This window comes from Acinetobacter sp. XS-4 (assembly GCF_023920705.1).
GTDB lineage: Bacteria > Pseudomonadota > Gammaproteobacteria > Pseudomonadales > Moraxellaceae > Acinetobacter.
In genome coordinates, this window is the sequence record NZ_CP094657.1 from 4149845 (window position 1) to 4171404 (window position 21560).

The 21560-nt window shown below is 38.6% G+C and carries 21 protein-coding genes and 1 pseudogene; 10 read left to right on the plus strand and 12 right to left on the minus strand.

From position 1 onward, the window contains the following. Positions 1 to 17: 17 nt before the first annotated feature. Positions 18 to 1027 (plus strand): annotated as a pseudogene (locus MMY79_RS19300) (M57 family metalloprotease). A gap of 101 nt (positions 1028 to 1128) precedes the next feature. Next, positions 1129 to 1503, plus strand: a complete 375-nt coding sequence (locus MMY79_RS19305) for a hypothetical protein (protein WP_080645631.1) — start codon at positions 1129 to 1131, stop codon at positions 1501 to 1503. A gap of 64 nt (positions 1504 to 1567) precedes the next feature. On the opposite strand, the gene MMY79_RS19310 is transcribed toward MMY79_RS19305, so the two are convergent. The 4 genes from MMY79_RS19310 to MMY79_RS19325 all read right to left on the minus strand — a co-directional run bounded on the left by MMY79_RS19310 (position 1568) and on the right by MMY79_RS19325 (position 5855). After that, complete coding sequence (locus MMY79_RS19310; protein ID WP_252611050.1) at positions 1568 to 2860, minus strand: lytic murein transglycosylase; 1293 nt, start codon at positions 2858 to 2860, stop codon at positions 1568 to 1570. A 699-nt stretch (positions 2861 to 3559) separates the two neighbouring features. Then, on the minus strand, positions 3560 to 4681 hold the full coding sequence (locus MMY79_RS19315; protein WP_252611052.1) for a 5-(carboxyamino)imidazole ribonucleotide synthase: 1122 nt from the start codon (positions 4679 to 4681) through the stop codon (positions 3560 to 3562). 9 nt (positions 4682 to 4690) lie between these two features. Further along, on the minus strand, positions 4691 to 5206 hold the full coding sequence (gene purE, locus MMY79_RS19320) for a 5-(carboxyamino)imidazole ribonucleotide mutase (RefSeq protein WP_002115451.1): 516 nt from the start codon (positions 5204 to 5206) through the stop codon (positions 4691 to 4693). A gap of 286 nt (positions 5207 to 5492) precedes the next feature. Then, positions 5493 to 5855 (minus strand): DMT family protein, encoded by a 363-nt coding sequence (locus MMY79_RS19325; protein WP_252613588.1) that lies wholly within the window; start codon positions 5853 to 5855, stop codon positions 5493 to 5495. Between the two features lie 240 nt (positions 5856 to 6095). Between MMY79_RS19325 and mpl the strand changes: the two genes are divergently transcribed. Continuing rightward, positions 6096 to 7469 (plus strand): UDP-N-acetylmuramate:L-alanyl-gamma-D-glutamyl-meso-diaminopimelate ligase, encoded by a 1374-nt coding sequence (gene mpl / locus MMY79_RS19330; RefSeq protein WP_252611055.1) that lies wholly within the window; start codon positions 6096 to 6098, stop codon positions 7467 to 7469. A 71-nt stretch (positions 7470 to 7540) separates the two neighbouring features. Here the strand turns inward: mpl and MMY79_RS19335 are convergent, their stop codons facing one another. Beyond that, the gene (locus MMY79_RS19335) at positions 7541 to 8791 is read right to left on the minus strand and encodes a low temperature requirement protein A (RefSeq protein WP_252611057.1); all 1251 of its coding nucleotides are present in this window, start codon (positions 8789 to 8791) and stop codon (positions 7541 to 7543) included. A gap of 135 nt (positions 8792 to 8926) precedes the next feature. Between MMY79_RS19335 and MMY79_RS19340 the strand changes: the two genes are divergently transcribed. From MMY79_RS19340 to MMY79_RS19365, 6 genes are all read left to right on the plus strand, one after another. Further along, the gene (locus MMY79_RS19340; RefSeq protein ID WP_252611059.1) at positions 8927 to 9523 is read left to right on the plus strand and encodes a phosphatase PAP2 family protein; all 597 of its coding nucleotides are present in this window, start codon (positions 8927 to 8929) and stop codon (positions 9521 to 9523) included. Between the two features lie 319 nt (positions 9524 to 9842). After that, complete coding sequence (locus MMY79_RS19345; protein ID WP_252611062.1) at positions 9843 to 10799, plus strand: TerC family protein; 957 nt, start codon at positions 9843 to 9845, stop codon at positions 10797 to 10799. A 296-nt stretch (positions 10800 to 11095) separates the two neighbouring features. After that, positions 11096 to 12151 carry an aromatic ring-hydroxylating dioxygenase subunit alpha gene (locus MMY79_RS19350; protein ID WP_252611064.1) on the plus strand — a complete coding sequence of 352 codons (1056 nt, stop codon included), beginning with the start codon at positions 11096 to 11098 and terminating at the stop codon, positions 12149 to 12151. Positions 12152 to 12207: 56 nt separating this feature from the next. Then, on the plus strand, positions 12208 to 13530 hold the full coding sequence (gene guaD, locus MMY79_RS19355; protein WP_252611066.1) for a guanine deaminase: 1323 nt from the start codon (positions 12208 to 12210) through the stop codon (positions 13528 to 13530). A gap of 217 nt (positions 13531 to 13747) precedes the next feature. Beyond that, positions 13748 to 14275, plus strand: coding sequence for a hypoxanthine phosphoribosyltransferase (hpt, locus tag MMY79_RS19360; RefSeq protein ID WP_199986040.1), 528 nt, complete (start codon positions 13748 to 13750; stop codon positions 14273 to 14275). Positions 14276 to 14447: 172 nt separating this feature from the next. Continuing rightward, entirely contained in the window at positions 14448 to 14699 is a 252-nt protein-coding gene (locus MMY79_RS19365) for a GlsB/YeaQ/YmgE family stress response membrane protein (protein ID WP_000269732.1), read from the plus strand. A gap of 49 nt (positions 14700 to 14748) precedes the next feature. On the opposite strand, the gene MMY79_RS19370 is transcribed toward MMY79_RS19365, so the two are convergent. After that, positions 14749 to 15447: a DsbC family protein gene (locus MMY79_RS19370; RefSeq protein ID WP_252611068.1), complete on the minus strand. Its 699-nt coding sequence runs from the start codon at positions 15445 to 15447 to the stop codon at positions 14749 to 14751. Positions 15448 to 15542: 95 nt separating this feature from the next. Continuing rightward, entirely contained in the window at positions 15543 to 16511 is a 969-nt protein-coding gene (gene dmeF, locus MMY79_RS19375; protein ID WP_252611070.1) for a CDF family Co(II)/Ni(II) efflux transporter DmeF, read from the minus strand. Positions 16512 to 16568: 57 nt separating this feature from the next. On the opposite strand from dmeF, the gene MMY79_RS19380 reads away from it, so the two are divergent. Continuing rightward, a complete protein-coding gene (locus tag MMY79_RS19380; protein WP_004795563.1) occupies positions 16569 to 16832 on the plus strand; it encodes a metal/formaldehyde-sensitive transcriptional repressor in 264 nt (87 codons plus the stop codon). Between the two features lie 48 nt (positions 16833 to 16880). On the opposite strand, the gene mnmE is transcribed toward MMY79_RS19380, so the two are convergent. The 5 genes from mnmE to rpmH all read right to left on the minus strand — a co-directional run bounded on the left by mnmE (position 16881) and on the right by rpmH (position 20980). Further along, positions 16881 to 18236: a tRNA uridine-5-carboxymethylaminomethyl(34) synthesis GTPase MnmE gene (mnmE, locus tag MMY79_RS19385; protein ID WP_252611072.1), complete on the minus strand. Its 1356-nt coding sequence runs from the start codon at positions 18234 to 18236 to the stop codon at positions 16881 to 16883. A gap of 90 nt (positions 18237 to 18326) precedes the next feature. Further along, positions 18327 to 20087 carry a membrane protein insertase YidC gene (gene yidC / locus MMY79_RS19390; RefSeq protein ID WP_252611074.1) on the minus strand — a complete coding sequence of 587 codons (1761 nt, stop codon included), beginning with the start codon at positions 20085 to 20087 and terminating at the stop codon, positions 18327 to 18329. Positions 20088 to 20092: 5 nt separating this feature from the next. Beyond that, positions 20093 to 20413 (minus strand): membrane protein insertion efficiency factor YidD, encoded by a 321-nt coding sequence (yidD, locus tag MMY79_RS19395; protein ID WP_003656027.1) that lies wholly within the window; start codon positions 20411 to 20413, stop codon positions 20093 to 20095. 10 nt (positions 20414 to 20423) lie between these two features. Next, positions 20424 to 20816, minus strand: coding sequence for a ribonuclease P protein component (gene rnpA / locus MMY79_RS19400; protein ID WP_016139733.1), 393 nt, complete (start codon positions 20814 to 20816; stop codon positions 20424 to 20426). A 29-nt stretch (positions 20817 to 20845) separates the two neighbouring features. Next, on the minus strand, positions 20846 to 20980 hold the full coding sequence (gene rpmH, locus MMY79_RS19405) for a 50S ribosomal protein L34 (RefSeq protein ID WP_000831329.1): 135 nt from the start codon (positions 20978 to 20980) through the stop codon (positions 20846 to 20848). Positions 20981 to 21560: the final 580 nt, after the last annotated feature.

Consider the following 21560-nt stretch of genomic DNA (forward strand, 5'->3'; position numbering starts at 1 on the left):
GCATTTGGTAAAACATAATGAGACTAAAGTCTCATTTATTTCTCGGAATTGTACATTTTTTGATTGATTTTTCACTCTATATTCTTATAATACGTTTTTTTTAAAATCTCCCCCGTCAATTATGCGTTTAACATCTTTGTTACTAGGCGTAGCCTTTGCTTTTTCAAATTTTCAGGCTAATGCTAATCTTGCTACTCCAGCTAATACTCAAATCCAGCAAAAAGTGGGTCAGCATCTGACTTATAAAATTGCTGAAATTGACCCACGTTTTGGTTTAAGCCAAGACCAATTGATTCAGATTAGTCAACAAGCTGCGGATATTTGGAAACAAGGCACTGGTCAGGATTATTTTACTTATGATCTAAATGCAAAGTTAGAAATCCGTCTAGTTTACGATAATAGCCAAAGTCGTTCTGAACAGCGTCAAAAAATTGCAGCTCAGTTTCAGCAAGAACAGCAACGTGTAATTGATGAACAACAAAAAATTAAGCAATTGAAACAAACTCTTGGCCAAACTCAATCTGACCTTGAAAATAAAAAGCAGATTTTGAATGGCAAATTGAAAAATCTTGACGAGCAAATGATGCAGCTTAACCAAGGCAAATTAGCACCTGAATACAGTGCTAAATCTTTGGCTAAAACTCAGAAAGATTTGCAAAAACAAACTGTTGCTTTAAAGAAAGAAATTGCTGCATATAATGAGCAAGCTAAAGATTTAAATGTCAAAGTTACGCACTTTAATCAGATTAACAATGAGTTCAATAATTCATTGAACCAATTTAAGCAAAATGCTCAAGCTGATGTCTTTAAAAAAGGTATCTATAACGGCAAACAGATTGTGATTTATGAGTTTAAATCTATTGATGATTTACGTTTAACAATTGCTCATGAGTTAGGACATGCACTTGGCTTAAAACACAGCGATCAACCAAATGCATTGATGTACTCAGTACGTAAAGATGGTGACAGAAAAGTCACCGGTCTTACAGATGCTGATCGTGATCTATTAAGTGCTTTACCTCAATAATTAAGAACTTGATATAAAATGATGTATCTATTTCTAATTAGATACATCGAAATTCATATCAAAGTCATGTTATTGTGGTTATAAGAGCTAACGAAAATAGAATGGAGATGAAGATGAGTTACTATCATATCCTGATTGAAGTAAATGATCATATCAGCACAATTGAACAAACACGTGATATTGAACTGTTTGATATTATTGAAATCAAACCGTATCTTCATTCTATTCTAATCCCCTTTTTCAATGAGCATGAAATTGAGCTTGAAGATGAAAATATTGAATATAAAGATATTCTACATCTTGAAGTGAAACAGACTCTGTTACCGATTGAACATTTAATTGAAGAAGAACAAAAGCAATTACCAAGTGATACAGATGTTACAATCACTGCGTATGAAATCTTTAATGATCGAGATTTAAGCCAAGATGTCACTTCAGTTATTTTTGATATTTTAGAAGCGGTTAAATTAGATTAGCAATCTTATACAAGCATTTAATAAAAAAGGTCTGCATATGCAGACCTTTTTTATTATTTTCAGTTTATTGCATCATTTTTTGGGCCTGTTCTTGACGGAATGCGCGTAAGATTTGTTGCCCTGCACGCCCTGTTGGATTTAAACCTAAACGAGTTTGCTCCTGACGAATAGCCACACGGGTTTTATCCCCAATAAGACCATCAACCGCACCAATATCGTAACCGCGATTAAGCAAAAACTGTTGGATTTCACGACGTTCCGCGCGTGAAGTTCCTGGATCATCAGTTGGCCAAGATGTTGCAAAAGGACGAGCGCCTTTTAAACGATCAGATAAATGAGCAATTGCAAGACCATAACTTTCCGCAGCGTTATAACTGTAGATAGCGTCAAAATTCTTAAATACTAAGAATACTGGACCATTTACACCTGCCGGTGCCATTAAACCTGCCGAAGTACTGCCAGATAAAGCTCCTTGGACAAGTGGAGAGCCGTCAATTCGAGTTACCCCTCGTGCACTCCAGCTACTTAATGCTTTCTTTGAGCGTCGCCCTTCTCCATCAATTGACATGCCTTGAGGAACTTTTACTTCAAAACCCCATGGCATTCCTGTTTGCCAACCGGCTTTATTTAAGAAATTAGCCGTTGATGCCAATGCATCTGCGGTACTCGATACTAAATCGCGACGACCATCTCCATCAAAATCAACAGCTAAACGTTCATAGGTCGATGGCATAAATTGCGTATGTCCAAATGCCCCAGCCCAAGAACCTTTCAATTGATCTTCGGTTAAGTCACCGCGCTGTAAAATACGCATGGTGGCAAAAAATTCAGTACGGAAATAACTTTGTCGACGACCTTCACAACTTAAAGTCCCGAGTGCTTGTAATAAAGGATATTTTCCAGAAATATCACCAAAATTACTTTCTACACCCCACACTGCCACAATTGTTTCAGGTGGCACGCCGTAGGTTTGAGAAGCACGATTTAAAACATCGCGATATTGCGCCAGTTTTTGTTTTCCGAGCTCAACACGCTCTTCATCGACTAAGCCAGAAAGATAATCCCAAATTGGTGTCGAAAATTCTGGTTGATAATTTAATTTATCAATCACTGAATAATCTGGAGTTAAGTTTTGAGTATAACGGTCATAAGTTGTTCCCGAGACTCCCGCAGCAATTGCTTGAGAACGTAAGTTTGCCAAACAACTTTGGAAATTATTATTAGGCGTATAATCTTCGCTAGTTACTACTGGAACAGTAGCATTGCTAGATATTGTAGAACCATTAATTACGAGCTCTGCTTGAGCCTGAGTCATTGCTAAAAATACAGAGCCAACAATACAAGAAAAACGTCGCATATTATCCCAGTTTCAATTTTTGAATTTAAATTTTTAAGTACCATACCATTATGAGTCTAAAATTTCAGAGAGAAAACGTAAATTTGAATTCATAATCTCTTCTTTAAATTCATTTCCAGTGTTTTAAATTCAAATTTCCCACTTTATTTTGAATTTAAAACTTCCCCCATGCACATCACTAGTTTTGAATTCAAAATAATAGCTTATAGTTTAAATTCAAAAGTCTTACTTTAAATTTAAACTATAACGCAGGCGTTTCTGTGGATAAACTTATCCACAATCAGGCAAAAACAACACTATTCATTGATTACATTCTATATTTCATCAGCCTTTATGACACAAGAAGTCCAACTAATCGAATAATCTATATTTTTAAATTCAAAAATCACGCCATGTTTTAAATTTAAACTTGCCACATTATTTTAAATTTAAAACACTTCAGCAAGCACCATCGGTTTTGAATTCAAAAGCCATAAGCTCTTTCACCAGCTATAAACAAAACTCCCTTGTGGATAACTAACTTTAAATTCAAAATAATCAGGTTCCACTTTTTAAATTTAAAAACACCATCAATATTTAAATTCAAAAATTTCTATAAAAAGTTATCCACAAAAAAAATTACCCATGATTTATTATTTTTTAAATTTAAAAGATAAAAAAAGCGATCCGAAGATCGCTTTTTAGAGAATTAGAAATATTTTAGAGGGTCATATCTGCTGTTAAAGCGAGTGGTTCTGGCAAAATTTCTGCCAATTGACGGCATAACGTCGTCAATTCATTACTATCCACAGGCATTAAAGTGATATGGCCTAACTTACGGCCAGCACGTTCAGACTTATTATAAAGATGTAGATGAGCACCATTTAAGGCAAGTACATCTTCAGTTTTAGGATGCTGACCAATAATATTGATCATAACCGTTGGGCGAACAACATCTGTTGAACCCAATGGTAGACCTGCAACAGCTCGAATATGGTTTTCAAACTGAGAACAAACAGCGCCTTCAATGGACCAGTGACCTGAGTTATGCACTCGCGGTGCCATCTCATTTGCACATAAGCCTTGTTCTGTCACAAATAGCTCTAGAGTTAACACACCAACATAGTTGAGGTGATTCAACAAACGAGTAATGTAGTCTTGAGCCACAGGTTGCAAAGCTTCGCTATTCGGTGCTGGAACAATTGAATGCGATAAAATGCCATTATGATGGTGATTTTCAGCCAGTGGCCAAGTTTTTACTTCACCATTTTGGCCGCGCACCGCAATAATTGAAACTTCACGAGAGAATTTAACAAAGCTTTCGGCAACTAAACTTTTTGCAGGACCAAGTTCAGCCCACGCCGTATCAATCTGGTCTTCTGAACGAAGTACAAACTGACCTTTACCGTCATATCCACCAGTTGCAGTCTTAAGCACAATCGGTAAACCAAGCTCAGCAACAGCCTTTTTCAAGCCTTCTAGACTATCTACAGCACGATACGGCGCTACAGGAATAGTAAGCTCATCAAACAATGCTTTTTCTGACAAACGATTTTGCGCAGTTGCTAAAGCAATACGGGGAGGGTGCAATGCTTTGGTTTGTGTTAAAACATCCACATCTTCAACGGGCGTATTTTCAAACTCAAGACTAAAAACATCAGCACTTTCAATAAACTGCTTTAAGCCTTGCTCATCTTGGCTAGAAAAGACTTGACCTAGAACACCTGCAGGACAATCTGTATTTGCTTCAAAAAAAGTACATTGAATATTTAATGGTAACGCTGCTTGAGCCATCATTCGGCCCAGTTGCCCACCACCAAAAATACCGATAGTTTTATCCATCTCAGCCTCTTACACCTGACCCGGAATATTTTTGCTTGCAACTTTATCAGTTTGCGCAGCACGGAAATCAGCAACATTTTTTGCGATTTCAGGGCGAGTTAAACCTAAGATTTGTGCCGCCATAATTGCAGCATTTGTCGCACCGGCTGGACCAATCGCTAAAGTACCCACTGCAATACCAGCTGGCATTTGTACGATTGAAAGCAAAGAATCTACGCCATTTAAAATTGATGATTTAACTGGCACACCCAAAACTGGTAAATCAGTTTTTGCGGCACACATTCCAGGTAAATGCGCTGCACCGCCTGCACCGGCAATAATCACTTGAATACCGCGATCACGCGCAGTTTCTGCATATTCAAATAAACGATCTGGAGTACGATGAGCAGATACCACTTCCGCTTCAAATGGGACACCAAGCTGTTTAAGCATATTGGCTGTGTTTTCGAGAGTTGCCCAATCAGATTGAGAACCCATAATAATTCCAACGAGAGGTTGAGCGTCTTGTGCTGCGGCCGCATTCATTGCTAATGTTCCAGAGACATAAGTAAAAGAAGATAAATCTCGACGAGAGCCAAGTTTTAAATGGTTCGGAAGCCCATTATTATAGACTGATTTTTCATCTCACGAAAATTTAACTGACCAGCTCTGCGAATATTTTTAATCTCGTCAAAATAATGTCATGGTTTAACAATGACACTTTCTCAAATTTTATTAATATTATTTAAAGATCCTGCAAGATAATCAGGCATTTAGAAGAGCAGGGCTTGTGATCAAATAGAATAAATCATTCCACGCAAGTCATTGCAGCTTACTGGCTTCTAAATACGAAGTAGACGCAACCAAATAAACATACCATCGCCCACAAATAATCCAGTTTAAATGGTTGTTTAAATAAGAAAAGCATAAAGGGTACAAACACAATCAGTGTGACCACTTCCTGTGTAATTTTCATTTCGCCGAGTAACCAACCTTGTGCACTCAACATACGAGTTGCCGGAATCATAAAACTATATTCAAGCAGGGCTATAATCCAACCGAATAAAATCGCTTGCCAGAGTGGAGCATGATGCAAAAATTTAAGATGCCCATACCATGCAAGTGTCATAAAGCAGTTAGAAATAATTAAGAAAGCAAAAGCTAAAACCGTTGGGCTCAAAGGCACATCCTTCATCATCACGATGATTTAAGTATTAATATGGATCAAAATATTATAAAAGATAAAACTGTAATTCAGCTTAAATCCCAAAAATAAAGATGCGCTTTTGTCAGGCCCTCAAACACATAGAACAACAACGATTTTTGACTATCTTTTCGAGTTTAGCCTTGCTATCGTTGCTGGCAAATTTATCAATAATGCACACACAGTTATTCATATGAATATTGTGTACAAAAGCAGTGGAGAAGGCGAGCAATGCATCTGCATATCTTGGGTATTTGTGGCACTTTTATGGGCTCTTTAGCACTTTTAGCTCGTGATTTAGGACATAAGGTAACCGGTTCCGATTCAAACGTTTACCCACCAATGTCTACCCAGTTAGAAAACGCAGGCATTACCCTCATGCAAGGCTACGACCGTAGTCATTTACAACCGCATCCAGATTTAGTCATTGTCGGCAATGCCATGAAACGTGGTATTGATGCCGTGGAATATATGCTTAACGAAGGTTTGCCATATATTTCTGGTCCTCAGTTTCTTGCCGATCACGTTTTACAAGGTAAACATGTACTTGGTGTAGCAGGTACTCATGGTAAGACCACGACTACCACCATGCTGGCTTGGGTACTTGATCAGGCTGGTTTAAATCCAGGCTTTTTAATTGGTGGTGTTCCACTTGGTTTTAGCGAAAGCGCTCGTTTAGGCGGTGGAAAATACTTCTGCGTTGAAGCCGATGAATATGACTCTGCTTTCTTTGATAAACGTTCTAAGTTTGTTCATTATCATCCAAAAACGGCGATTTTAAACAACCTTGAATTTGACCATGCCGATATTTTTGATGACCTAGCAGCGATTCAAAAGCAGTTCCATCATCTTGTGCGTACCATTCCAAGTGAAGGCCGTATTATTGCGCCGATTACTGAAACTCATATTGATGAAGTGCTTGAAATGGGTTGCTGGACACCAGTGATTCGCACAAGTTTAGAAGCGAATGAAAAAGCTGCTTTATCTGCTGAATTAATCTCAATTGATGGCAGCCATTTTAAAGTACTCGAAAATGGCAATGTCGTTGGCGAAGTTAAATGGACCATGACAGGGCAACATAGCGTAGCGAATGCTTTGGCAACGATTGCAGCCGCTCAACATGTAGGTGTTACGCTTGAACAAGCTTGTGAAGCTTTGTCTAACTTTGGCGGCGTAAAACGTCGTATGGAGTTGCTCGGTACAGTCAATGGTATTGAGGTTTATGATGACTTCGCTCACCACCCAACTGCAATTGACACCACTTTAGATGGCGCACGTAAACGCTTAGGTGAACGCCGTTTATGGGCCATTATTGAACCACGTTCAAATACAATGCGTATGGGCAGTCATAAAGATGGCTTGGCACATTCAGCACGCTTAGCAGATGAAGTCATCTGGTATCAGCCAGAAGGCTTAGATTGGGATTTACAACCTGTGATTGAAGCTGCTTCTAACCATGCTCAAGTGAGCCGCTCTCTTGATGAAATTATTGAGCGTATTGTCAATAAAGCAGGTGAGGGCGATGCCGTTGTGATTATGTCTAACGGTGGGTTTGGTGGCTTACATCAAAAACTCATGAGCGCATTAAAAGCAAAAGCTGCTTAACTTCCGCTTCAGATGATTCAATAAAAAAAATGGGTTTCAAATTGAAACCCGTTTTTTTATATCAATTATTTTTAAACTTTTTCTGGCTCTATATTAGCCATAAATCTATTAGAAACGATTAAACGTAAACTATAGATAATCCCCATCGCAAAAACGCTATATCCCACGTTATTACAAATAAACGGAATACATAAAATAATGAGCGCGGTGATCGGGTAGAACCATTTGCTGATTCCCGTTAAACATTCAAACTCGTATAGTACCCAAATACAGGTGGTATAGAGAACCACACTCACGGCAACCACTACTCCCATATATAAATCGGAAATATGGGCATGATGGGTGGTAACATCTACAGCGGCAGCAAGCGCAGCCCCCACTGCAGCAATACTGACAAAAACAAAATAATGGCCATACCCCCAAACAAAAGGACGTACCCCCTTAAAATGATAGTGTTGTTCGCTACGATCAAAATAAGCCCACCACATTGCGAACATCAGCATCAATCCACCGATCATTAAGAAAACGGCAGGGATATTCATTGACTGAGCGGCTAAGGCGTCACGTATAGCATTAAAACTACCGACAATTGATTCACCCAGAACAATAATCGTGAGTAAGGCATAGCGTTCTACAATATGATGCGGATGCCACGGCGTTGGTGAATATTTTTCTGCATAGATAGGAATAAATAACTCCATCGCAACCAGAAATAAAAATAAAGGAACAGATAGCATTTGTCCAAAATTAGCAACGAGCCAACCCACCTGAACTAATACAATACCTACAGCATAGCGATACGCAGTAATTCGCCGCTCAGGATCATGTTTTGCTGCACGTAACCACTGGGTAACGAGTGCCATGCGCATGATCACATAACCAATAATGATGATGTCAAAATCCTGACTACGAAATACATCAGGAATACCTGCGGCCATCACCAATGACCCCACAATCTGTACAAAGGTAAGGCATCGATACAATGCATCATCGTTATCGTAAGCTGAAGCAAACCACGAAAAATTCATCCATGCCCACCACAGCGCAAAAAATACCATTAGGTAGCTTGGTAACGCATGCCATAGGTGATTTTCAATAATCGCGTGATGTAACTGCTGACCTGCTGTGGCAATCGCGACCACAAAAATTAAATCGAACAATAATTCGAGGGGAGTCGCTGCTCTATGCGGCTGTTCTGGATCTCTTGGAGATAGGGGCCTCAAACTTAATTTTTTCTGTTTTTCTTGAGTAGTCATAAAATAACGTTCTCGAATAAAGTGCCAACACGTTAACACTTTAATATTAATGCCCAGAACACGCATTAAAAAATATCTAGACCTGCTGTTTAATCTTTACTCACAAACAAACTATATTTCATTTTTGTGACAATTCTTTATCAAGACAATAGGCTTAATTCTTTATCATAGCCCACGTTTTTGTTCTTGTTTGGAATATGAATGTCTTTAGAAACACTCAACCTAAGCTTATTCCATGTTATTAATGGGGCTCAGGATGCGAGTCAATTTATCATTCGTCTTGCTATCTTTTTTGCTAATGATCTCCTCTATATTCTTTTATTCATCCTTACATTTTTATGGTTCTATGGTGATCAAGATTTAAAAAATAGAGTCATTAAGTCTGTATTTTTAACCTGCATATCGCTTTTAGCAGGTTACGTTATCTCTCTGTTTTACCATCACTCCAGACCGTTTGTGATGGGTGTCGGTACCACGTTTATTGAACATGCGCCAACAGCGTCTTTTCCCAGTAATCATATGCTGATTTTCAGCACCATCGCTCTGTCTTATTTGTTTGCTCAGCGCAAAATAATTGGAATCATTCTTTTATTTTTGTCATTTGTGGTGGCATGGTCACGCATTTATTTAGGTGTGCATTTCCCTTTAGATATGTTGGGGGCTTTTATTGTCGCACTTCTGGTCAATACGGCAGGTTATTACTTCTGGAATGCTTACGGTACAAGTTTGACTGCATTCTTTATTCACCTTTACCAGATTATATGCAAACCGCTTTTAGACCGCGGTTTGATTAAATAATCCGTAGATCTTTTTTTATATTAAAACCATGACATTAAGTTCAGTTGCTTAATATAAAAAAATCTGCCATTCTATGTGAAATTGGATATGTTTTATCCAATACAGAATTTAGTTTGACAAGGGGAGTAGCCTCCTCCAAACATAACAGCAATGTTATGTGTCAGATATCGTCAATACACTTTTATTAAAAAGTCGGTATCTGAGCATCGTGAAATTCATGATGTAGGCAAGACCTTGATCATGTTGATATAGATGTTTAATTCATCTGGCAACTGGTCGAGGTTTTTTTATGCCCAATTGCCGGATGTGAGGAGGATTTATGGAATCGATCGGCAATTTATGGCTGTATATAGCATTCTTTGGCATTGTCATTGTCATGCTTTTAGTAGACTTCTTAGGCTTTAAACAAAAACAAGGCCAAGATGTCTCAATTAAGCAAGCTGCTTACTGGAGTGTGGCGTGGGTAAGCGTCGCGATGTTATTTGGTGGTGGTTTATGGTTGTATCTACAGCAAACTGCTGGTGTGACCTTAGCAAATCAAAAAACAATGGAATACTTCGCAGGTTACTTACTCGAAAAGTCCCTCGCAATTGACAACGTTTTCGTCTGGTTAATGATTTTTGCAGCGTTTGCTATTCCAGCTGCACTACAACGTAAAATTTTGCTCTACGGCGTATTAGGCGCAATCGTATTACGTACTCTTTTTATCTTTATTGGTGCGTGGTTTGTTCAAGAGTTTTCTTGGGTGCTTTATATCTTTGGTGCGTTCTTAGTATATACAGGCTTCAAATTCTTAAAAGGCCAAGAAGAAGAACCCAATATTGAAGACATTAAAGCTCTAAAATGGTTACGTAAGCACATGCGTATTACACCACAGCTTGAAGGTGACAAATTTTTTGTACGTCAAAATGGTTTATTGTGGGCAACGCCGTTATTTCTAGTTTTGATTTTGGTTGAAGCTTCAGACGTGATTTTCGCAGTAGACTCAATTCCTGCTATTTTCGCAGTAACAAGCGATCCGTTTATTGTTTTAACAGCGAACTTAATGGCAATTTTAGGTTTACGCGCAATGTTCTTCTTGCTTGCTGGCGCTGCTTCTAAACTGCATTACTTACCGTATGGCTTAGGCATCATCTTATTGTTCATTGGTGCAAAAATGTTGTTACTTGATGTATTCCACATGCCAATCTGGATCTCGTTAAGCTTTATCGTAATAGTGTTAGCAATCACTGCTTATCTCTCTTTACGACACAACAAAAAGCAGTTGCAGTCGTAATTCCTCGTATCAAGGGTTCTACATAAAAAAGCACTTTAAAAGTGCTTTTTTATTGGGCTTTACTTGCGATTAATCAGTGCATTTTAAGTATATAACGAATAATAAACTTTCATTTTTCAAAGCGAAATTAGAACAAAAATTTAAAAAATTAATGACTTAATCTTATGTAATTTAATACTTTTATTCTTATTTTTTATTAAAAATCAAGATTGGCAAGCTCTTTGCATTTCCTAAAAAGAAAAAAGCCTAGATTTTAAGGGCTCGCGAGAGCCCTGATTTTTTTAAGGAGCGATGCCATGAATGCTATTCCAACTTTAACGCCGCTATCTATGCCGTGTAACAGCAGTTTTGATGCAAAAGATTGGGAAATTTTATCTACTCACTGGTATCCGGTTGCGCGTATTCAAGACATCTCTACTGCACCGCAACGAGTGACTTTATTAGACGTCAATATGGCTCTGTATAAGACAGAAAGTGGAGAGATTCATTTAGTCCGAGACATTTGTCCACATCGTGGTGTGCCTTTAACCAAAGGGTGGGTGGATGGTGAAGAAATTGTGTGCCCCTATCATGGTCTACGCTATAACACCGAAGGGAAGTGTACCCAAATACCCGCTCAACCAGAGTTAACCAAAATTTCTGACCGTTTTTCTCTAACCAAATTTCCAGTCGTGCAACGATATGGTCTGATTTGGACCAGTATTCACAGTCGTGACGTTACTCAAGCCAATATTCCTGTATTAGATACTTGGGAGCATGCTGAGCATCAATCAATTTTGCCACCTTTTGTCGATATTGGTGGGTCTAGCGGACGCCAACTTGAAGGGTTTATCGATGTCGCACATTTTGCATGGGTACATCACAATGCTTTTGCGAATCGTGAGAACCCTGTCGTACCCAAATATCATACTGAACGTACTAGTTATGGCTTAAAAACAGTCTATATCAGCAATGTCAGTAACTATCCGCACGAGCTAAAACATCTCGAACCAGAAGGCTTTTTATGGAAGCGCACTTTTGATGTCTATCCGCCTTTTTCAGCTGTGCTTACGGTCAATTTTCCAGAAGGTGGGGTCTTAAAAATCTTAAATGCCTGCTGTCCTATCTCAAGCAATAAAACCCGTTTATTTGTTCCACTTACCCGTAACTTTGATCAAACAGGCGATTTAGAAAAGGTATATGCATTTAATGCCCAAATTTTTGCAGAAGACCAAGATATGGTCGAATCACAAAAGCCTGAAGACCTGCCACTTGATTTAATGATGGAAGCACATTTTGAAGCAGACCGTTCATCAACAACTTATCGACGGATTTTGGCTGAATGGGGACTAAGTAAACGTTATACCGTTTAAATATTGGCTAAGTGGGGTACAATCAATCGAAAAAAGTGAAAATATAAAGGCTTTCCATGTCATTGATCGCAAATACCACCGTTGTGCGTGGTCGTTTTTTAGATATCCAACAAACCGTCTCTGAGCCCACTGATATTCCAAATCAAGTGCGTTATTTAGAAGATGGTGTATTGATTAGTGAACATGGAAAAATCAAATGGTTTGGTACATGGGAAGAAGCTCAAGTGCATCTTCCTGCGGGAGTTGAGGTCCAACATTACCCAGAACAATTGATTGTACCCGGATTTATTGATATCCATATTCATTTTCCGCAAACCGAAATGGTGGGAGCTTACGGCGAGCAACTTTTAAGCTGGCTTAATACCTATACTTTTCCAACTGAAATCCAGTTTCAAGACAAAGCATATGCAAATGAAATTGCTCAGTTCTTTGTTCAGGAACTTTTAAAGCATGGTACAACCACAGCACTAGTTTTCTGTACGGTTCATCCTGAATCAGTTGATGCCTTATTTGAAGCCGCAGAACGCGTTCAAATGCGTTTAATTGCTGGTAAGGTACTCATGGACCGAAATGCCCCTGAAGCGCTGTGCGACACACCAGAAACGGCTTACAGCGACACCAAATCACTCATTGAAAAATGGCATGGCAAGGGCCGTGCTCTATATGCGATTACCCCACGTTTTGCACCAACGTCTACACCTGAACAGTTAGAAAGAGCAGGGCAGTTAAAACAAGAGTTTCCAGATGTTTATGTACATACTCATTTAAGCGAAAACAAAGATGAAATTGCTTGGGTGAAATCTTTATTTCCAGAACAAGCGGGCTACTTAGATGTCTATCAACATTACGGTCTAACTGGTAAACGTTCTGTGTTTGCGCATTGTGTTCACTTAGAAGATGAAGAATGGCAATGTATGCATGATACGCAGTCAGCTATCGCATTTTGCCCAACTTCAAATCTGTTTTTAGGTAGTGGTTTATTCCCATTGAAGAAAACTTGGGAAAAACAAGTGAAAGTAGGTTTAGGTACAGATATCGGCGCTGGTACATCGTTTAGTTTGCTGCAAACTGTTAACGAGGCTTATAAGGTCCAGCAGTTACAAGGCGATAAACTTTCAGCTTATGAAGCGCTTTATCATGCAACTTTAGGCGGAGCAAAAGCACTTGATTTGCATGACCAGTTAGGCAATTTCAACATTGGTAAAGAAGCAGACTTTGTTGTACTCAACCTTAAGCCAACTGCACTACAGCAACTTCGTCAGTCTAAATCCAAATCTGTTGAAGATTCACTGTTTGCATTATTTACTTTAGGTGATGACCGTAATATTGAGGCGACTTATATTTATGGAAACCGTGCTTATCAAAAAGAAACAGCCTAATAAAAATCGGGCCGTTAAGTTTTTGTTATTATTTGGAATATGTACTCTTGCATTAAAGCGGGATCGACATATTACTCAAAATGATAAAATTTCAGAGTCATCAAAGGGTGCATGAAACATCATTTTGCTTTAAAATTTTACCATTAACTCAGATTTTAGAGGTGTTGCAGGTCAACACCTTTTTTATTTTTTCTTTTATATCTTGTAGGAATCTGACATGACTGTTGCAATGAGCATCATGATTTCAACCGAAGAAATTCAAGCAAAAGTCAAAGAGCTCGGCGAGCAAATTAACGCTCACTATGCAAATAGTGACAAAGAGTTAGTCCTGATCGGGCTACTGCGTGGTTCTGTTATTTTCATGGCAGACTTGTGCCGAACGATTACCAAACCGCATGAACTCGACTTTATGACAGTGTCTAGCTATGGCGGCGGTACGACTTCAAGTCGAGATGTTAAAATCTTAAAAGATCTTGATGGTGAAATTCGCGGTAAAGATGTATTGGTTGTTGAAGATATTATCGACTCAGGTAACACCTTAAGCAAAGTTATGGAAATGTTGCAAACTCGCGAACCAAATTCAATTCAATTGTGCACTTTAGTGAGTAAACCATCTCGCCGTGAAATTGATCTTGAAGTTAAATTTTTAGGTTTTGAAGTAGAAGACAGATTCATTGTGGGTTATGGATTAGACTACGACCAAAAATATCGCCACTTACCATTTATTGGCGAAATTGGTTTATAAATTTCAAAAAAATAGCACCTCACGGTGCTATTTTTTTATATAAAACTTTAGCTTCGAACAAAAAAGACACAAAAAGTCGCAATCTGCTACAGACAAACCAGACAGCTCTGCCGCACGATAGAATATGAAGCAAAATCATTAACTTCATCAAAAAAACAACTGGAGAACAAATATGTGGTCACTCATTGTCGCTATTGTAGTTGGTTTCTTTGCTGGCTTAATCGCTCGTGCCTTACATCCAGGGGATGATAAAGCAGGTTTTATCGTAACCACCCTAATTGGTATTGCAGGTTCACTTCTAGCCACTTATGGGGGCCGTTTACTTGGCCTTTACGGAGAAAATTCAGCTGCGGGCTTTATCGCATCTGTAATTGGTGCAGTCATTATTCTCTTTATTTACAATTTAATTGCACGAAAAAGTTAATGACTTTTAGGCAATAAAAAAGCACCTGATGGTGCTTTTTTAATTCATTTTATAGACCTAATTCTTTCCACACTGCCTCAATTTCTTCAGCAGATCGAGCACCTACAAGTTTAAATCCATTTGCAAAAATCAGGGTCGGAGTACCATTAAAACCTAATTTCTTTCCAAGCTCTAAATTACGGTCAATTGGATTAGCACAGCTTGTAACAGTTGGTTTGACACCTTGCTGAATCAGTTTTTTCCATGAGTAAGATTGATTTGGTGCACACCACACCTGTCTAGAAACAACAATAGACTGAGGCTTTAGAGGATAGATGAACGTGTAAATAGTCACATCTTTCAGCTTATCGAGTTCAGGTTCAAGTTGTTTGCAATAAGGGCAGTTTGGGTCAGAAAATACTGCTAAAACATGCTGTCCATTACCTTTAACCGTTTTAATCGCATCTTTTAAAGGAAGTTGCTTCCAGTCAATTGAGTTCTGCCCTAATACCAGATCTTTGGTCAAATTCTTCTGATCTTTTAATCGAATCATAGAACCGACAAGCATATACTGACCATCTTCACCAACATAAATGATTTGCTGATCGAGATTAGCGCTATATAGCCCTGACATTTCGGTTTTCTGAATATTGCTAATTTTCAAATTAGGATATTGTTTTTTAATATTTTCCCTAACAGTATCTACATTAGCGAAACTCACACTTGCAGTTAAGCTAAATAACGCCAATATTCCTAATTTTTTAAGCATAAAACCGACTCATAGGTAGGAGAGGAGCTTATTTTAATCAGTTCAGCTTTCGAAAACAGAACTGATTACCGAGTTATAACCAAACTGCCACTCATTTATGCCAATGTTTCACGTGGAACATAAGCAGGTTTTAGAGTATTAATTTCTACCGATATATGCACAATTTCATCATGAATTGATAAAGCCTGACGAATCTGATCTGCGGTTAAAGAAATATCATCAGTTTCGAGCGCCAAAATACAAGAAAACTTACCTTTTGCGACTTTCCAGACATGAATATCCGTAATTTCAATGTTTTTAGGAAATTCAGCAATCACTTCACGAATTTCTTCAACCACAGGATGATCCATTTCTGCATCTAGAAGGGTTTTTCCTGTCTCTTTCATTAGTCCAATAGACCATTTTGCGACCAAAATCGACCCCAAAATTCCTAAGAGTGCATCTAAAAAATCCCAACCGAAATATTTACCTGCACAAAGCGCAATAATTGCAAAAACAGAAGTTACTGCATCTGCAACTACATGTAAAAATGCAGCTTTTTGATTTAAATCATGGTGGTGATGCCCTTGTTCATGCTCATGATGGTGATGGTGATGGTGATGGTGATGGTGCCCATCATCGTGAAGTAACCATGCGCAAAGCAAGTTAACCACTAAACCTAAAATTGCAATAGGAATAGCTTCATTATAAAAAATCTCGACTGGATTAAATAAACGTTGTATCGACTGAAACGCCATAAAAATGGCGACAACCATCAACAAAATTGCACTGCTATAACCCGCTAAAATCTCGATTTTCCAAGTTCCAAAACTAAACCGATGATCTTTGGAATAATGACGAGCTGCACGATAGGCAAAATAGGCTAAACCGAGTGCCAACATATGTGAACTCATATGCCAACCATCAGCCAGAAGTGCCATTGAATTGAAAAACCATCCACCGAATATTTCTAGCACCATCATGGATGCCGTTAAAATGGTTGCGATCAAAATACGTTTTTGTGCAAGTGGATTTCCTTCATCAAACTGATGTTGATGATGACGTGATACACTATGATCCTGCATAATATTTAAACCCAATATACTCCATACCAGTATATTGAATTATACAAGAGAACATAGATGAGTCACATTGGTCAGGATAAAAAAATAGTTAATCGTGTAAAACGACTAAAAGGGCAAATTAATAGTATTGAGCATGCCGTTGAACAGCCTGATATTTCATGCATAGAAATACTGCAACAAGTTGCTGCAATTAAAGGTGCGATAAACGGTTTAATGAGTGAATTGATGGAACAACACTTACATCATCATGTGCTAAAAGAAGCACAAGTTGATCAGAATGAGTTAGATGAGTTTTTAAAGGTTCTAAAAAGATACGGTTAACGAGGTGACTGAATGACACAACCATGTGCATCATTCAGAGTTTTTTAGTTATTTTCCAATACAAAACGAACCAAAGATTTTGCCTAATAGGTCATCGGCGCTAAAGTCACCAGTAATTTCACCTAAAGCATTTTGGGCAAGGCGTAAGGATTCAGCGACCAGTTCACCCGCATTAAACACAACAAGTTGCTCATGTGCTTCTGAAAGATAGAGCTGTGTGCGCTTCATTGCGTCTAAATGACGTGTTCTCGCAATAAAGGTGTCTTCCTCAGGGTGGAAGCCTGCATGCGCTGTAATCGCTTCTACGAGGCCTTGTACGCCCATCTCTTGTTTTGCTGAAACGGTTATATGACGGAACCCTTGATAGTCAGTTATTTCAGCTAATTGACCAGTTAAATCGCATTTATTACCGATTAACATTAAACGACGTGGTTCAATGTGTTCAGCAAAATATTCTTGAGCCAGTTTTAATGGATCATCGCCTTGATTTAAATCATAAACCAGCAATAACAAATCAGCCTGCTCAATTTCTTTGATTGCTCTGCGAATTCCTTCTTTTTCAACAATATCACCTGTTTCACGAAGACCAGCTGTATCTGTTAAGGTGATCGGTAGACCATTTAAGCTAATTTTTTCATGTAAAACATCGCGAGTTGTACCGGCAATATCGGTCACAATTGCGCGCTCAACGCCAGCTAGCGCATTCAACAAGCTCGATTTACCCGCATTTGGTTTACCCGCAATAACGACTTGTAAACCTTCACGTAACAACTGACCTTGTCGTGCAGATGTTTGAACCGCGTGAACAGATTGTTGTACATCTTGGAGTAAAGCTAAAATTTTGCCATCCGCTAAGAAATCAATTTCTTCTTCAGGAAAATCAATTGCGGCCTCAACATGTAAACGTAAATGGATCAATTTTTCTAAAACGGTATTAATTTTTGTTGAAAAAGCACCTTGTAAAGAGCGAACAGCAGAGCGTGCCGCAGCTTGTGAAGTCGCATCAATCAAATCGGCAATCGCTTCTGCTTGTACCAAGTCCATCTTGCCATTTTCAAAAGCTCGCATGGAAAATTCACCAGCTTTTGCGGCGATTGCACCCAGTTCAAATAGGCGACCAAGCAAGGCATTTTGGATGACTGGACCACCATGACCTTGTAGCTCAACAACATCTTCACCTGTAAACGAATGAGGATTTGGAAAGCATAGGACAATCCCTTCATCCATAATGCTGCCATCAGCATCATAAAACTTACGAAAACCTGCCATGCGTGCTTCAGGCAAGTTTTTTTGTGTCAGGTTTTGAGCAATTTCATAAGCCTTAGGTCCTGATAGGCGAATCACGCCCACACCACCACGCCCAGGTGGCGTTGCAATTGCGGCAATCGTGGTTTGACTTTGCATATTATTCACCTAAAAACCTAAAATCCAGCCAAAGAAAAATCCGCCTAAGATTACCATCTTAAGCGGATTTATTCAGCAAAAGTTCAACGATTAAGAAGCTGATTCAGTCTTATTGATACGACTTTTCTCAACGCTCTTATTAATAAACGACTGCTGTAAAATAGTAATACTGTTGTTCACAATCCAGTAAAGCACGAGACCTGCCGGGAAGAACAACATAAATACCGTGAACATAATCGGCATAATGCGGAACACTTTTGCCTGCATTGGATCAGCTGGTTGCGGGTTCAACATTTGCTGCGCAAACATGGTAGCACCCATGATTAACGGCAAGATGAACCAAGGATCCATTGCTGACAAATCTTGAATCCAGCCTAACCATGGTGCGTGACGTAATTCCACACTTTCCATGAGTACCCAGTACAAGGCAAGGAAAATTGGCATTTGTAGCAACAATGGTAAACAACCTGAAAGAGGATTCACTTGTTCACGTTTGTACAAAGCCATCATTTCTTGCGAGAAGCGCATACGGTCTTCACCGAACTCTTCTTTCATGCGTTGCATTTCTGGTGCAATCACACGCATTTTCGCCATAGAACGATAACTTTTTGAAGATAAAGGCCACAAAATCATCTTCACCATGACAGTAAGTAAGATGATTGACCAACCCCAGTTGCCCACAATGCTATGGAAGAATTGAAGACCTAAGAACAATAACTTGGCAATCGGCCATAACCAGCCATAATCAACAGTCTGATTCAAGCCAACCGCTAAATCTTTTAATTCAGATTGTACTTTCGGACCTGAATAAAGTTTTGCGTCCACTTCCATTGAAGTGCCTGCCGGAACATTAATCACTGGTGAGGTAAAACCAATGATATTCATATGATCAGCAGATTGACGAGATTCAAGTTTAGCTACATAAGGCTGACCATTTGCTTGAGTCAGTTTAAGATTCCCAGGAATCCAAGCACTTACAAAATAATGCTGAACAATCGCAACCCATCCACCTTTAGCTTCAGTGCTTACTTTTTCTTCTGAGAAATTAGCAAACTTAAGCTTGTTATAGTGTGAATCAGGTGTTCCCCAAGCTCCACCTAAGAAAGTTCCTAGAGTGAAAATACCTTGTGAAGATTTACCAGGATCGTCAGAGTTATCACGCTTTAATTGTCCAAACATCTGACCTTGCCAGCTTTGTTGGCTACGGTTAATCACTTGATGTCTTACAACAATTGGATATTGCCCTTGGGTAAAGGTAAAAGTTTTAATAATTTCAACGCCTTCAGGTGTTTTAAATACCATAGGAACGTTTAAAACTTTTTCAGATTGACCCTTTTGATCCTGTACACCCTTAGCATCAGCCAAAGTATATGATGTTTTTTCAACAGCATATAATGGACGACCACCACGACTGCTATCTGGTCCATTCAAACCAATTAAGCCAGATTGAGCAACATATGTACGCTTGGCATCATTTTCAAGCATAACAAAAGGCTGATCACTATCTTTGCTTCTGTCGTGTGAGAGTAATTCAATACGAACAATATCACCACCTTTTGGATTGATCCAAATATGGTAAAGGTCAGTTTGTACTGAAATAAGCTGTTGATTCACAGGTGCAGTTGCATCTGTGGTTTGTGACTGCGCAATATTTGCTTGTGGCACATCGGAAGCCACTGTTGCATTTTTAGCATTTGGCAAATCAGCAGATACTTCATGCGAACTTACAGCCGCCGCTTGTTTTTGCGGTGCAGTTGCAGCATTTCCATAATCTTTTTGCCAAGCCAAAATGAGCAAATATGCGGTGACAAACATGGCCCCGAGAATTGCAAACCTGGCCCATTGTTGCATATCTATTACCCCAAATGGTTAGAGAGATTTTGCTTCAGTAAACGATCACGAAAGGGTACAGCAACATGATGCGTTTGAGAATCTATTTGATGAAACGAAATAAAACGAATTGCTTTTGGTGGTACCGGATCATATCCAGATCCTCCCCACGGATGACAACGACAAATTCGTTTAGAAGATAACCAAACGCCTTTTATCGCACCATGAGTTTGCAATGCTTCTATCGCATATTGGGAACAGGTCGGAATATAACGACAACGGGGTCCAAGAAGCGGACTAATCGCAATTTGATACAGTCGAATCAACCAACGTAGAAAACGAACCATTGGCTATCTCTTAATTCTGCGAGTTTGTGCCAACTTTAGAATGTTTTTTTGCTAAGCGCTGTAATTTTTGCCAAGCAAAATCTAATTGTTGATATAGCTCAGCATTGGTAATCGCTTCTATACCAACTTTCGGCATTACTACAATATCTATGTCTGATCCAAAATTCGGTTGGTGTAGACGAAAGCTCTCACGAGCAAGACGTTTTATTCGATTTCTTTCATGCGCACGGCGCACTTTTTTCTTGGCAACAACAATACCCAAACGGCTATTAGGCTGTTCGGTTAATTTTGCAAGAAATAAAAAATGGGGTTGATGCACTTTAAAAAGCGCACCATCGAATACACTTTTATAATCTGCAGCACAGCGTATTCGCACATCTGTGCTAAAATTGTAAAGTGTCATCACACCCAAGTCTGGTCAGCGTAACAGTATTAAACAGTTAAGCTATGACGACCTTTTGCACGACGACGAGCTAATACTTGACGACCAGCTTTAGTTGCCATACGAGCACGGAAACCATGAACGCGTTTACGCTTTAATTCAGATGGCTGGAAAGTACGTTTCATATCGAAACTCCCAAAAATGATCTTTCTATAAAGGTCCGCGATTTTATTGTGCAATGTTTACTCTGTCAATGAAAAACAAAGAAAGTTTTGTATTTAACTCAAATTTTTAATCTCTCTACTTCTTTTTATGATTGTCATAATTCAGTGCAATCTATAGTTTTTAAAGTTATACACAAACTAATTGTCTATTTTAATTAGAACTTTTATTATATACACACCTTATATACATATTTATCAACAAAACAAGATATCATCTTGGCTTTGATTTGCTGCATTTGAATTTAAATTCATATTTTGTAGTTATCCACAAAAGATCACACCCCTATTAAATAAATTCAAATTTTAAAATTTATATTTATTCTTATTAGGAGCGATTTTTTCTGTGGATTTCGCACTTTTAAATTTAAAAAACATATATTTGGGTTGTTGATAACTCTGTTTCTATTATATTTATGGATTGTGGATAAGTTTATGTGATAATTTATCCACAGGTTGTGCAAAAAGTTATTCACAAGTGGTTTTGAATTTAAATTTATTCACAAGAGATTTCTTTTTAGACAAAATCAGTCGAATTCGTCAT